Source organism: Streptomyces sp. NPDC002499 (genome assembly GCF_053595415.1).
This window is the reverse complement of record NZ_JBSFXO010000002.1, coordinates 93,635-105,941: the sequence shown is the minus strand read 5'-3', so window position 1 is coordinate 105,941 and position 12,307 is coordinate 93,635. Positions and strand designations below refer to the sequence as shown.

13 protein-coding genes are annotated in these 12,307 nt (G+C 68.4%); 10 read left to right on the top strand and 3 right to left on the bottom strand.

The genetic code is table 11. From position 1 onward, the window contains the following. Window positions 1-88 precede the first annotated feature (88 nt). The 9 genes from ACWD5F_RS05150 to ACWD5F_RS05110 all read left to right on the top strand — a co-directional run bounded on the left by ACWD5F_RS05150 (window position 89) and on the right by ACWD5F_RS05110 (window position 8,734). Window positions 89-640, top strand: a complete 552-nt coding sequence (locus tag ACWD5F_RS05150; RefSeq protein WP_451251219.1) for a helix-turn-helix domain-containing protein — start codon at window positions 89-91, stop codon at window positions 638-640. Window positions 641-1,081: 441 nt separating this feature from the next. Continuing rightward, window positions 1,082-1,963 (top strand): YihY/virulence factor BrkB family protein, encoded by an 882-nt coding sequence (locus tag ACWD5F_RS05145; RefSeq protein ID WP_451251217.1) that lies wholly within the window; start codon window positions 1,082-1,084, stop codon window positions 1,961-1,963. A gap of 176 nt (window positions 1,964-2,139) precedes the next feature. Next, window positions 2,140-2,589 (top strand): hypothetical protein, encoded by a 450-nt coding sequence (locus ACWD5F_RS05140; protein ID WP_451251215.1) that lies wholly within the window; start codon window positions 2,140-2,142, stop codon window positions 2,587-2,589. A gap of 92 nt (window positions 2,590-2,681) precedes the next feature. Continuing rightward, window positions 2,682-3,026 (top strand): VOC family protein, encoded by a 345-nt coding sequence (locus ACWD5F_RS05135; RefSeq protein ID WP_451251213.1) that lies wholly within the window; start codon window positions 2,682-2,684, stop codon window positions 3,024-3,026. A 467-nt stretch (window positions 3,027-3,493) separates the two neighbouring features. After that, the gene (locus tag ACWD5F_RS05130) at window positions 3,494-5,074 is read left to right on the top strand and encodes a trypsin-like serine protease (RefSeq protein ID WP_451251211.1); all 1,581 of its coding nucleotides are present in this window, start codon (window positions 3,494-3,496) and stop codon (window positions 5,072-5,074) included. A 131-nt stretch (window positions 5,075-5,205) separates the two neighbouring features. Then, window positions 5,206-5,982 carry a two-component system response regulator CseB gene (gene cseB, locus ACWD5F_RS05125; protein ID WP_451251210.1) on the top strand — a complete coding sequence of 259 codons (777 nt, stop codon included), beginning with the start codon at window positions 5,206-5,208 and terminating at the stop codon, window positions 5,980-5,982. Between the two features lies 1 nt (window position 5,983). Next, on the top strand, window positions 5,984-7,237 hold the full coding sequence (locus ACWD5F_RS05120; RefSeq protein ID WP_451251208.1) for an ATP-binding protein: 1,254 nt from the start codon (window positions 5,984-5,986) through the stop codon (window positions 7,235-7,237). Window positions 7,238-7,457: 220 nt separating this feature from the next. Next, window positions 7,458-7,817: a hypothetical protein gene (locus ACWD5F_RS05115; RefSeq protein ID WP_451251206.1), complete on the top strand. Its 360-nt coding sequence runs from the start codon at window positions 7,458-7,460 to the stop codon at window positions 7,815-7,817. 149 nt (window positions 7,818-7,966) lie between these two features. Beyond that, window positions 7,967-8,734 carry a methyltransferase domain-containing protein gene (locus ACWD5F_RS05110; protein ID WP_451251204.1) on the top strand — a complete coding sequence of 256 codons (768 nt, stop codon included), beginning with the start codon at window positions 7,967-7,969 and terminating at the stop codon, window positions 8,732-8,734. 19 nt (window positions 8,735-8,753) lie between these two features. Here the strand turns inward: ACWD5F_RS05110 and ACWD5F_RS05105 are convergent, their stop codons facing one another. Continuing rightward, window positions 8,754-9,377: a DUF4232 domain-containing protein gene (locus tag ACWD5F_RS05105; protein WP_451251202.1), complete on the bottom strand. Its 624-nt coding sequence runs from the start codon at window positions 9,375-9,377 to the stop codon at window positions 8,754-8,756. A 270-nt stretch (window positions 9,378-9,647) separates the two neighbouring features. Here ACWD5F_RS05105 and ACWD5F_RS05100 point away from each other — a divergent pair, with 270 nt between their 5' ends. Further along, window positions 9,648-10,262: a hypothetical protein gene (locus tag ACWD5F_RS05100; protein ID WP_451251200.1), complete on the top strand. Its 615-nt coding sequence runs from the start codon at window positions 9,648-9,650 to the stop codon at window positions 10,260-10,262. Between the two features lie 167 nt (window positions 10,263-10,429). Here the strand turns inward: ACWD5F_RS05100 and ACWD5F_RS05095 are convergent, their stop codons facing one another. Together ACWD5F_RS05095 and ACWD5F_RS05090 are read right to left on the bottom strand one after the other, a co-directional pair. Continuing rightward, window positions 10,430-11,362, bottom strand: a complete 933-nt coding sequence (locus tag ACWD5F_RS05095; RefSeq protein WP_451251198.1) for an aldo/keto reductase — start codon at window positions 11,360-11,362, stop codon at window positions 10,430-10,432. A 385-nt stretch (window positions 11,363-11,747) separates the two neighbouring features. Next, the gene (locus ACWD5F_RS05090; RefSeq protein WP_451251197.1) at window positions 11,748-12,098 is read right to left on the bottom strand and encodes a hypothetical protein; all 351 of its coding nucleotides are present in this window, start codon (window positions 12,096-12,098) and stop codon (window positions 11,748-11,750) included. Window positions 12,099-12,307: the final 209 nt, after the last annotated feature.

Sequence of the window (12,307 nt, the reverse complement as noted above, 5' to 3'; positions counted from 1 at the left end):
GCGGGACTCCCGTCCGTTTCCCGTACGGCATACGAGTGAAGATCGGAAGACGGCGTCACATGAGAGGACTGTCGGTTGTCATACGGTCATGTCGATCGAATTTCTGACTCACCGTCAGCCCATGCCCTCCCATCCGCGCCGACGTGACGGGCGAGCCCCGCTGCCCTCTCCCGCCGACCGCGCACGACTGCGTCGGGCGTGGGGGCTCACCGAGGCACAGGTTGCCGCAGCGTTCGGGGTGACCGCGGCGACCGTGCGTTCCTGGGAGACGGGGCGCACCACGCCCACCGGTCTACGGCGGGCTTCCTACGCCGCGTTCCTCAGCGGACTGGCCCACGCGCTGCCACCCGTGCCGGCCCCGGCCGCTCCGCCGACCGCGAGACCGGTCCGGCGCACCCTGCGCACCCGGTGCGCCCGTCCGGCAAGGACGGACACGGGGGCTCGCCCACTGCCGCCGGCCCCGCCTGCCCCGCCTGCCCCGACAGGGCCGGTTCCCAGAGCGGCCGGTCTGCCGGTCGGGCCCGGACCGGATCCGGTCTCGGCCGGCCGTCTGCGCAGGTTCCGGTTCGCGACCGCGGCGGTAGGGGTGTGGATGGTCGTCGGGCATCTGATGGTGACCGCTCCCGTGCCTCACCTGTAGTTCAGGGCGTTACGCCCGCCAAGGCCCCGACGTTTCCCGGTCGCCGCGTCACAGCCGCGGCCGGGAAGGGTCCAATCAAGTGAATGGGGCTGCAGAGCGCGTAACCGCACGTCGACGGGGCAGCCGTCGGGAGTGGATCCGGAGGATCCGGTGAGAGGCGGATGAGGACAGGGATGGGGACGAGCACACCGTTCGTGGGGGCGACGGCGGACACGCCGTCGGCGTTCGCGAGGTTCTTCGGCGAGGGCAGCGCCGGGGATGTGGGGACCGGCGCCACGCGCCCGGCCGCCTGGACCCGCCCCGGCGAGTGCAGGACTCGTACGGCGAAAGCCTCCGCATCCGTCCGAGAGGGGAGGCCGAAGGTGCTCCGCGAGCGAACACGGTCCGTCGTGGCTCGCGGTGTCCCCGAGACTCTTGACGCACGACAGAACCGCACACCCCATGTCGGCTGAGCCGTACGCAGCGGTCGCCCGCCGACTCCTGCGTCCCCGGCTCCCGGCGAACTGGTGGCCCGCCCTGCGGCGTACTCCGGTGGCTCTGTGGAACGACGACATGTCCGACTACGCGGCGGCCCTGACGTACTACGCGATCCTCGCCGTGCTGCCCGGGATGCTGGCCGCCGTCCTGGCGTTCGGGATGATCAGCCCGGACACTGCCCAGGAGTTCGTCACCCACGTCACCGCCTACGCGCCGGCCGAGGCCGGGGCAGCCCTGCACGCGGTGCTGACCCACGCGCTGCGCACGGACGGGACGACCTGGCCGCTGCTCGCGGTCGGCGTGGCCAGCGCCCTGTGGTCGGCGACCAGTTACCTCGCCGTCTTCCGCCGTGCCCTGCACCGCATGCACCGCGTCGAGGACCGGCGCTCTCCCTGGCGCAAAGCACCCCGCATCGTCCTCACCGCACTCGCGCTGCTCGGACTGCTCCTGCTCGGCTCGCTGACCCTCCTGCTGACCGGCCCGCTCGCCGAGACCCTGGGCCGCGCCTTCGGCCTGGACCACACGGCGGCCTGGGCATGGAACCTGCTGCGCTGGCCCGTGCTGCTGTGCCTGGTCGCCCTGCTCGTGGTGGTCGTCTTCCACACCGGACCGGCGTCCGCCCGCCCGGGTCGGCACAGCCTGCCCGGCGGAGCGCTGGCCGCCGCGCTGTGGCTGTCGGTCTCCGCGGGTTTCTCCTCGTACGCCGCCACCATCGGCGCCTACAGCAGGCTCTACGGCTCACTCGCCGGTGTCGTCGTCTTCCTGATCTGGCTGTGGCTGTCCAACCTCGCCCTGCTGACCGGCGCGCAGTTCGCGGCGGAACTCGCCGGTCGGCAGGATCCCTGACACGGTTCGTGGCCAACGGCGAGCCGGAACACCTCCAGGTTCTGCCCAGTAGGTCCTGGCCGGAGAAGGAACGGGAAGCCGGGCACGACTCTACGAACGGCATGCGTCAACATGGTCTGCCGGCCACACGTCATGTGGCGGCCTGGTGGGGCGATCGAGCGGTGAGGGCGGGGTTCGTGGATCAGAGCGAAGACCAGATCTTGGCTGAGGAGCTTGCCACTCTCGGCGCGACAGTTGGGGGCAGTGGTCGCCTGGTCCGGGTTGTGGCCAAGATGATGGGCAAGAACGTCCATGAGATCGATCTGCTTGTTCCCCTGCCGTTCGACGATGCGGTGAGGCGCGTCTCCGGGGTGCTCCGGGGGGCGGGCCGCGCAGTCGCGACGGTGTCAGCGGGCTCCGACGAGAACGAAGAGACGATCCGTGTCGTTGTCGGCGGCGGTGCCGGTGGTCTGAATCCGGTGGTGGTGGCCGCGCGAGTGCGGAAGGTCGATGAGGACAGTTCGGAGATCTGGCTGCGCGCGGCGGCCAAAGAGGGCTTGATCAGGCAACGAGCCGGAGAGAAAACCGCAGTCCGTCTCGCCGCACTGCTGGGCGAGGCAACCGGAGCGGTTCGGACGGACGGGTGAGCGGCGCAGTCGCCGGCAGCGGGAACCTTTGCCGATGAGTTTCGGTCACGGGAGTGGTCCAACTGCCGGAACAACGCTGAGGAGTGATCCGAGTGGACCTGTACACCGTCATGTGCGTGCGTGACCGGATCAAGGCACTGGAGTGGTTCGAGGTGCTCTTCGGGCGCCCAGCGGACGAGATCATCGGCGAGGAGCACCTATGGCGGGTCGGTGAGAACGCGTGGGTCGTCGTTGACGATCGTGACGTGCGCGCCGAGCGGGTAGGCGGAGCCATGATCACGCTCGGCGTGCACGATCTCGACGACATTCTGGCCCGACTCGCCGCACACGGGATCGACCACGAACCGGTCGAGACCTATAGCAACGGCGTACGCCACGTCGTCGTGCTGGATCCCGACGGGAACAGCCTCTCGCTCGCCCAGGCACCCACGCAGTGAGCATCTTTCAACCTGCGCAGGCGCGAATCGCACTGCATCTGCGCTGCTCGAAGCACTCACCCATGCTGCGGCTGCGCCGCGAGGTGCCCCCGTCACGAAAGCCCGGCCCTCATTCTGCCCAACAAGCCGTCACGGCCGGCCGGATGAAGCGGCGGGCCCTGACGACGGCACTACGACGGAGGCAGAGGTCAGGCGACGCCCGAGCCGTACCCGTTGTGGTCGGTGGTGTCGCCCCAGCACTCCCATACGCCGACGCCGACGGCCTTCCGCTTCCGGTGAGCCGATACACAGCTGAGCGTCTGCCGCGCCGCGCCTGATACACGGGCGATACGTCCCCGAGCGCCACCGGAGCCAAGCTCTGTGCCGGACGGGAAGCCGAGCGGGCTACCCGACATCCGCCCGGTGAAGCGATGTCCGACGACGGACGAAAAGGGGATGCACAGATGCACAGATCCACATACGGAAGGATGACCGCCGCCGCGACGGCGGGGATGGCGCTGATCGCGAGCGCACTGGCGGCCTCACCGGCGCGGGCCGTCGTGGGCGGCACCGAGTCGACCCGGGCCTACTCCTTCATGGGCTCGTTCCAGCCGTCCTACCCCGCGCCGCCGCGCGCGGACGGGCACGGTTGCGGTGTGGAGGTCCTGGCACCGCAGTGGGTCCTGACCGCCAGTCACTGCGCCGGAAGGAATCCCACCAACGCGAAGAACGGTGTCCCGCGCGGCTGGAAGGTCCGGGTCGGGTCACTGGACACCACCTCCGGAGGCGAGGTCGCCGAGGTCGACCACTATTACCGGCTGGCGACCAACCGCGACGAGGGTGGTTTCTGGGGCCGCGACATGGCATTGATGCACCTGAAGACCCCGGTTCGCGCCAAGCCGGTGGCAATCGCCTCGGCCACGCCACCGGACAACTCGCCGGTCCGCATCATGGGTTGGGGCATGACCTGCGACGACTTCGGCGAACCGACGTGTTTCCCCACGCGGCTTCGCGAGGCCGACACCGTCGTGCAGCCGGCCTCGACATGTCCGTCGGCGTACGACGGAGAGTTGTGCGTCGGGAGTGCCGACGGCAGCGTCGCCGCGTCGAACATGGACTCCGGTGGGCCCGCGCTGGTGCGCGAGTCGGGGGAGTGGGCGCTGGCCGGCGTGGTCAGCGGCCCGGACGAGAGCGGCAAGACCCTGTACACCGACGTCACCAGGCACGCCGACTGGATCAACGGCATCATCAGCGGCACCGCCGTGCCACCCGACGATGCGGTCCCGGACGTGGCGGGCACGGTGGACCTGGGTGGCTGTGCAGGCTCGGTGGTCCGCACGTCCGCCTCCCGGCCACAGGACCCGGCGTTGTTGCTGACCAACGGTCATTGCGTGCAAGGAGACTGGCCCCGGCCCGGAGCCGCGCTCGTGGACCAGCCGGCCGATCGCGGGGTGCCTGTCGCCGATCGCCAGGGCTACCCCCAGGCCACCGCCCGCGCGATGCGCCTGGTCTACGCGACGATGACCGGCACCGACATCGCGCTCTACCGTCTGGACAAGTCCTACGCCCAGTTGGCAGCCGAAGGCGCGAAGGTCTTCCGGCTCACCTCCGTGCCCATGCGCGCCGGTGACGCGCTGAAGGTGGCGTCCGTCGGCAGCCGCCACGCCTGCACAGTCGAGGCCGTGGTGCCTCGGCTGCGGGAGGGCGGGTACCAGATGACCGACTCCGTCCGCTATGCCGCCGGACAGGACTGCAACCCGTGGCACGGGGACTCCGGCTCGGCGTTGCTGGCCGCCGACGGCAGCACGGTCGCGGGGATCCACAACACCCACAACGACAACGGCGAGCAGTGCACCGACAACAACCCCTGCGAGGTCGGCCCGAACGGTGACGTGACCTCCTGGCAGGGCCGCGGCTACGGCCAACAGGTCCACATGATCGCTGCCTGCCTGAGCAAGGGGTCGACGCTGGACCTGACCCGCAAGGGCTGCGGACTCACCGGCGCCGGGCACCGTCCCGGTCACAGCGCCGCCGTCCCCGACGACCGGGCCGGCACAGCGGCTCCCTGAACCGCACCACGTGCCCCGGTCACCTTCGTAGGCGGACCCGGTCCCGGTGCGGGCGTGGTGGGACCAGAGTGCGGCAGGTCCGAGCCCCTGTCGCATGATGGTCGTCCAGCACCTACGTCCGATGGGAAGAGATGTCGGTTCCAGTGGCATCAGGGAGTGCCCCGGCGCCCGTCAGGATTCTGCTCGTGGAGGACGACGAGGTGATCCGCAGATCAGTCGCTCTGGCACTCGAGCGCTACGGCTATCAGGTCACCTCGGCCGGTGACGGGCTGACCGGCCTCGAACTCTTCCGGGAAGACCGGCACGACCTGCTGCTGATAGACGTCATGTTGCCGGCCCTGGACGGCATCGGGTTGTGCCGTCGGATCAGGGAGACCAGCACGGATCCGATCCTGATGATGTCCGCGCGCGGCGACGTCCTGGACGTGGTCTCCGGCCTGGAGGCCAGCGCGGACGACTACGTGGTCAAGCCTGTCGACACCGCCGAACTGGTGGCCCGGATACGGTCCTTGCTTCGGCGAGCCACCTTCAGCCCCTCCGCCCCAGCCGCGTCCTACGGACCCCCGATCGAACCGGCGAGCCGTTCGACGCGGCCGGACGATTCCGTTCGGCCGTGCGAGGCGGCCCCGCTTGTTTTCGGCGACCTGACCATAGACACCGCCGGTCTCGAAGTGCGTCAGGCGGGCGAACTGGTGCCGCTCGCCCCCACGGAGCTGCGGCTCCTTCTGGAGTTCGCCGCGAATCCCGGGGTCGTTCTGGACCGGCACACGCTGTTGCGTGATGTATGGGACTACGGCTGGGACGGCGACAGCCGCGTGGTCGACCTGTGTGTCCAGCGGCTGCGCCGGAAGATCGGAGCCGAACGGATCCAGACCGTCCGCGGATTCGGCTACAAGCTGCCACGTTGAGGTGGATGCTCTGCGAGACCTGCTGAACTGGCGCTCGTTGCGCTGGAAGATCGCTGCCCTTGTTTCGATGGCCTGCTGTGCCGTCGCGCTGACTGTTGGGGTGCTGGTTCATGACAGCACCTTGGCCCGGTCGATGAACGACGGCCGATCCAAGGCCCTTACGCAGCTGTCCCGGGACCTGCGCGACCACGAGCGGGACCCGAGCGCGCCCAACTCGCTGCGCATGTCGTCCGAGGATGTACCCGTCGACCTGCTGCGTCGGCTTCGTGACCGGCAGGGCTCAGCAGACGGCTACGCCACCTGGTACGAGCGGCACGGCGCCGGAGACCACCCCTCGATGTGGGCAGCTCGGATGTACCGGGGCGAGCCGGTCGCGGTGGAGATCGACATGACACCCGATCTGCTCACCCGGCGGGCCCTGGACCGGCACATGTGGAAGTACTCACTGGCCGCACTGGCCGTCGTCGTACCGCTGTCGGTGCTTGCCGCGGAACTACCCCACCGAAGGCTGCGGAGAGTGGCGCGGACCGCACGCCGCATCGAGGCCGGTGACCTGTCCGCCCGAACGCTCGCCTGCCGCGGCAAGGACGAGATCGCCGCGATCTCGGCCACCGTCGACTCGATGGCCGACAGCCTCCACGGACGGCTGACGGCCGAACAGCGTTTCACCGCCGACGTGGCCCACGAACTGCGCACGCCGCTGATGGGCCTGGTGACGGCGAGCGATCTGCTCCCCGAAGGGGAAGCCACGGAACTGGTCAGGAACCGGGTGGCGTTCCTGCGCACCCTGGTGGAGAACCTCTTGGAGATCTCCCGGCTCGACTCGGGAGCGGAACAGGCCGGGCTCAGGCCCGTTCCGCTCGTCGAGGTCATCAGGGAGTCGCTGGCCCGCACCGGACTGGAGACCCGACTCACCACGCACAGCGCCCCGTCGGCCGAGACCGACCCGCGCCGGCTCGACAGGATCGTGACGAACCTGGTCGTCAACGCGCACCGGCACGGCCGGGTACCCGTCGAGGTCGAGGTGGCGGAGAGCCACGTGACGGTACGGGACCACGGACCGGGTTTCCCCCGTGAACTGCTGGCCGACGGGCCCCGCCGGTTTCGTACAGGAGCGTCGGAACGCGGCCGAGGCCATGGCCTCGGGCTGACCATCGCCCTCGGCCAGGCCGAGGTCATCGGGGCTTCGCTGTCTTTCTCCAACGCACCCGACGGCGGGGCGGTCGCCACGCTCCGCCTCCCTCCTCCCGGCTGACGGATTGCATGCACGAACTCGAGTCGCCCCTGTAAAGGTGTGCGGTTCGGGCCGACAGGGCGAAAAGAGTGACAAGTCGCAAAATAGGGCTCATCATGGCCGGGTGATGGGGGGAATGTCGCGGGTTCGGGATGTGCGCCGCGGTGGCCACGTGCCGCCTGCGGCGGTGATGGCAGCAGCGCGTGCGGGGATGTTCTCCCTCTTGGGAACCCTCGGCGCGGTGATCGTGCATGGCCTCGCAGTCCGCGAACGCGGACTGCTGCCAACTGCTGTTCTTGCGGAGTGGCCCGTGGTGATCGGTCACATCGCGCCGGCCCTGCTCTGTGCCGGCCTGTTGCATGGACTCGACGACAGTGTGCGGCGGGTGCTGTACGCGGCCGGGAAGGAGTGGTGCGCGCTGCGCGCACTGCTGCGCAGGCTCATGGCCGGCGGCTGCACTCCATACGACGTGACAGAGGTCGAGGCCGCCTGGCGCGCGGGTTCCGGGCCAACTCGGGTCCCTCCCTTATCAGTTCTGCCGGCCGATGCGGTGGTCCGCCGCGGCCCGCCGCTGCTTCCGCTGCCGTACGCCGCCGCCTGATCTTCCACACCGGCACCCGTACGGCCTCCGGTGAGCTCATCCGTCCCTGTCGAGGACGGTTCTGTCCGCTATTCCGGCACGCGGGCTCTGCGTGAGTCCCGTGGCAGGGGGGAAGTCCCATGAACCGCATGTCACAGTCGGGTGGACCGATGACGTCAGCAGACAGGGCGAAGTCCGCCGTGAAGTCCGGGGGGAAGCGGCTCCTGGAGCGTGCCGGGTTCCATCTCGTGCGCAGCACCACCCCCAGTGGTGGCGTCGACGATTTCATCCCCTTCGAGCCGACGATGCGGGCCGCGCGGGCGGCCGGTCTGTCGGTGGGGGACTACATCGACGAGGTCATGAACGGGACGCCGGGGGCCACCCAGTCCACCGTCGACGAACTACGAAACCTCGGTGTCTTCGCCGCACAGCCTGACACGGTGCTGGAGATCGGTCCCGGGTCCGGACGGTACCTGGAGAGGACGCTGAAGGAATGCGCGCCGAGCCGCTACGAGATCTACGAGACGGCCGAGCCTTGGGCCAACTACCTGGTGGACACCTTCGGAGTGGTCGCCCAACCGGTGACAGGGTTCAGCCTCGACGCGACACCGGACGACAGCGTCGACCTTGTCCAGGCCCACAAGGTCTTCAACACCCTGACCTTCCTCGGCGCCTGCCGCTACTTCTTCGAGATGGCCCGCGTCACGAGGCCAGGCGGACGGATCGTCTTCGACGTCATGACGGAGAAGTGCCTCGACCCGGAGGCGATGCGTATCTGGGCGACGAAGGGCGGCACGGGTCACGACTCGTTCCCGGCCGCCATGCCTCGCCGTACGTGCGTGGACCTCTTCGCGACGCTCGGTTTCAGCCTTGAGGCCGACTTCCTGGTTCCCCTGGGCGTAGCGTTCACGGAGGTGCTTGTCTTCAAACTCGACTGAGTGTGGTGCCCGGTGTCGGTCAAGAAGGCTGTGCGGCCGCTACGGCTGTGACGGTCACGGTGTCGTCGCACTCGGCGAACTGCCCGTCGTCCAGGGCCACTTGGTGCGCTCCGGACCCCGGCAGCCGGACGACCATCGTGGGATACAGCACGGGTGCCGAACCGGACACGCAGTACCCGTCGGCCTCACCCTGCACCTGTACGAACGTCAGCTTCACCCACGCCTTGTCGCCCGGGGTCACCTTCACTGACGTCGCCGCTCCGGTCGGCTTGACGGTGAGCGGCACGTTCATCTCGGGAGAGCCGTTCCCGGCGCCGGCCACCGTGGGGTGCCCCTTGAGGACGCACGTCTGTGCGGACACGTTGGTGAACTCGACGACGGCCGCCCCGGTCCCCGTACCGGCCGGTCGCACGGCGGCCTGACGGGCGGTTGCCTTCAGACTGCCGGCGGAACAGGTCGGCGCCGAACCGCCCGGAGCGGGGGTGGCCGACGCAGGCACAGAGGTGGCGGGCGCGGACGGACTGACGCCGCCGTCTGCGCTGTCCGCACCGTCCTCACCGGGCTGACATCCCGCCACCGCCAGGGCCGCCGAAGCCACGAGGACCACCATGGCCGAACCGCGCATTCCGTTGACGTACCGCATGGTGTCCCCCTGAGCTCGAGTTGTCCGGAGCGCGGCTTTTCGCCGCCCCCGTCGAACCAGACAGACCCCTGAAGCTGGTAGTTCTCCCGCACTTTGACCTGTGACGCGCCGGTGACGAAACGCGTGTCGATTGCGAAGACGCCCGTGCGAAACAGAACCGCTCGGTCTTCTGCACCGTCTGGAGGGGAGAAGCAGAGCCGAGACGGGGGGCGCCTCATGGTTCTGCTGTTGCATTTGAGGCTTTAGGGAAAGGCTGTCGAAGTGGTGTTAGTGGATCAGAGGACGAGACGCGTCGGTGCGATCGCGGGAGTTGCCGTCGCGGCGGTCGTGGGTCTGTCCGGCTGCTCGGAGGACCCGGAGTCCGGCGAGGGCAAGAAGCAGCCCGTGAGCAGTTCCCCGGTCGACGACAAGAGCAAGTTGCCCGAGGGAGGCTCGTCAGCGGCGTCGGGCGTGGACCGGTCCTCTGCCGAGAAGGCGGTGACCGGCTGGGTCGCGGCGCTCATCAAGGGCGATGTCGAGGAGGCGTGCCTGCTGATGGCGGAGCCGGCGGACGGTTCCCGGCCCGCGCAGGTCGGCAGTACGAAGACATGCGGCGACGGTGCGCCCGAGCGCGAGCGGATGAAGGCGACCCTCGGACAGTTCAAGGAGTCGTTCACTCCCGACCCGCCTTCGAACGATCCGAAGGTGGAGGTCACGCAGGACCTCGGCGCAGGTGACAAGGTCACGGTCCCCGCAGCCGAGATCAACGTCGACGGCCAGCCCCTCGACAAGATCGTCCTGTCTCACTCGACCGGGGTGACGCAGGACCAGTTGGACATCAAGGTCGAGTCCAGCAGGATCGAGGGCTCCTGGTACGTGACCAACCTCGACTTCAACGTCGGCTGAAGCCGTCGCGCCGTACGCCGTGGTCGCGCTGACCGGCACCGCGAGCCGGAGGCCGAGCATGTAGCCGCGCGGGACATCAAACCTGTTCCCTCCTGCCGGATCTTGAGGGCCGACGGGAGGGGCAGGTCGATGACGATGCGGGTGGCGCACGATGGACATCTTCTGGGCTAGGGGACCTTGTATCCGGCGGCGCGGAACAGTTCGTACCATTCGGATCGGCTGAGAGGGATGTCGGAACCGAGCGCGGCGGCCGTGACGCGTTCCGGTGTGGTCGTGCCGAGCACGACCTGCATCTGCGCGGGGTGGCGCGTGATCCAGGCGACCGCGATCGCCTCGGCCGGTACGCCGTACTTGTCGCTCAGCCGGTCGATCACCGCGTTCAGCTCGGGGAAGCGTTCGGAACCGAGGAACGGGCCGTCGAAGAATCCGGCCTGGAAGGGCGACCACGCCTGGATGGTGATGTCGTGCAGACGGCAGTAGTCGACGACTCCGTCATCACGTACGACCGACTGATCGAGGTCCTGCATATTCGCTGCGACGCCCTGCGCGATCATCGGCGCGTGAGTGATCGACAGCTGAAGCTGGTTCGCCACGATCGGTTGCGTCACGTGCTTGCGCAGCAGGTCGAGCTGCCGGGGGGTCTGGTTGGAGACGCCGAAGGCGCGTACCTTGCCCGCCGCCGACAACTCGTCGAAGGCGCGGGCCACCTCCTCCGGCTCGACGAGAGCGTCGGGACGGTGCAGCAGCAGGATGTCGAGATAGTCCGTGTCCAGTGCCTGGAGTGAACCGTTCACGGACTCGATGATGTGGTCGTAAGAGAAGTCGAAGTACGGCCCGTCCTTGACGATGCCGGCCTTCGTCTGAATGACGAACTGCTCACGCTCCGACGAGCTGAGTTTCATGGCTTCAGCGAACCGACGCTCGCAACCGTGGTCGTCCGTGCCGTAGACGTCGGCGTGATCGAGGAAGGTGATGCCGGCGTCGCGCGCGGTGTTCACGAGGGTGCGCACCGCCTCGTCGGTCATGTCCTGGATGCGCATCAGTCCAAGGACGACGTTGGGGACCACCATGTCGGTACCGGGCAGGGTGAAGGTCTTCATGTGGCTCTTCCTTCCGGACGCCTTGGCGATTGCGCGGTGCGGTCGGTGCGACGTCGCGTGCTCACTCTAGAAATCACCGATCTAGAAATCCAACAACTCGTGGTTCTGGTATTAAGAACCGTGGGATGTGAATAAAATCGTCCTAGCGGGCGCGGAGGGGGCAAGCCAGGACTGTCGTCGACGCGAGTCCCCTCAGAGGTCTCCCACACGCATCAGCGCCAACGCTGATCAGATGCTCGCCAAGAGGTCCCAACGACGGCTGTGGACGTTCGTCGGCATCGTCACCGGCGCGGCGCGAAAGGCAGCAGAGGACAGGGGAGTCTCTCCACGACGCGCCGCCTAGCCTTTGCCGAAGTCCGGGAACGACGTTGTCGGGTGTGACTGATCAGTCTCCCTGGGACCACGCGGCGATCGGCAGCGACAGGTAGACGCCGAAGTCGACGAGCCCGGTGGCGGCGTGGATGTCCGAGTGCAGCACATCCACGCGCTCTTGGCGGTTGGCTTCCCTGTCGGCCGACCACTTCGACTTGATCTCGATCACCACCGTCAGACCGCTACGGTCCAGCGGGCTCAGTGGCCGGAAGCGGATCTCGACATCCCCGGGTTGCAGCTCGCCGTCGTACGGCTCCTCGGCGCACTCCACAGCCAGGGACACCAGGTGTGGCAGCACCGAGCCGAGTTCGCGGAGCTGAGGCTCGGGCACCGTGGGCGCGTAGGTCACTTCGACAAGCGGCACGCACGACACCCTAGACGGGGATCAGGCAAAACTGGCTACCAGAGAAGATCCCGATCACCCTTCAAAGACCGAGAAGTTGAGGGACCTGCTGAGCGAGTTTCGCGCGCAGCTGTGATGGCCAGTACGGGGCCACGTCAGCCTGTGATCGTGACGTCGTGGCCGGCTTCGACGAGCAGTTCCCTACCGGAGCCCGCAATGGCCGGTGGCTG

Bases quoted from the DNA above. Each gene is read 5' to 3' on its own strand.
- ACWD5F_RS05150 (WP_451251219.1), top strand. From the start codon at position 89: ATGTCGATCGAATTTCTGACTCACCGTCAGCCCATGCCCTCCCATCCG.
- ACWD5F_RS05145 (WP_451251217.1), top strand. From the start codon at position 1,082: ATGTCGGCTGAGCCGTACGCAGCGGTCGCCCGCCGACTCCTGCGTCCC.
- ACWD5F_RS05130 (WP_451251211.1), top strand. From the start codon at position 3,494: ATGACCGCCGCCGCGACGGCGGGGATGGCGCTGATCGCGAGCGCACTG.
- cseB (WP_451251210.1), top strand. From the start codon at position 5,206: ATGTCGGTTCCAGTGGCATCAGGGAGTGCCCCGGCGCCCGTCAGGATT.
- ACWD5F_RS05110 (WP_451251204.1), top strand. From the start codon at position 7,967: ATGACGTCAGCAGACAGGGCGAAGTCCGCCGTGAAGTCCGGGGGGAAG.
- ACWD5F_RS05105 (WP_451251202.1), bottom strand. From the start codon at position 9,377: ATGCGGTACGTCAACGGAATGCGCGGTTCGGCCATGGTGGTCCTCGTG.
- ACWD5F_RS05095 (WP_451251198.1), bottom strand. From the start codon at position 11,362: ATGAAGACCTTCACCCTGCCCGGTACCGACATGGTGGTCCCCAACGTC.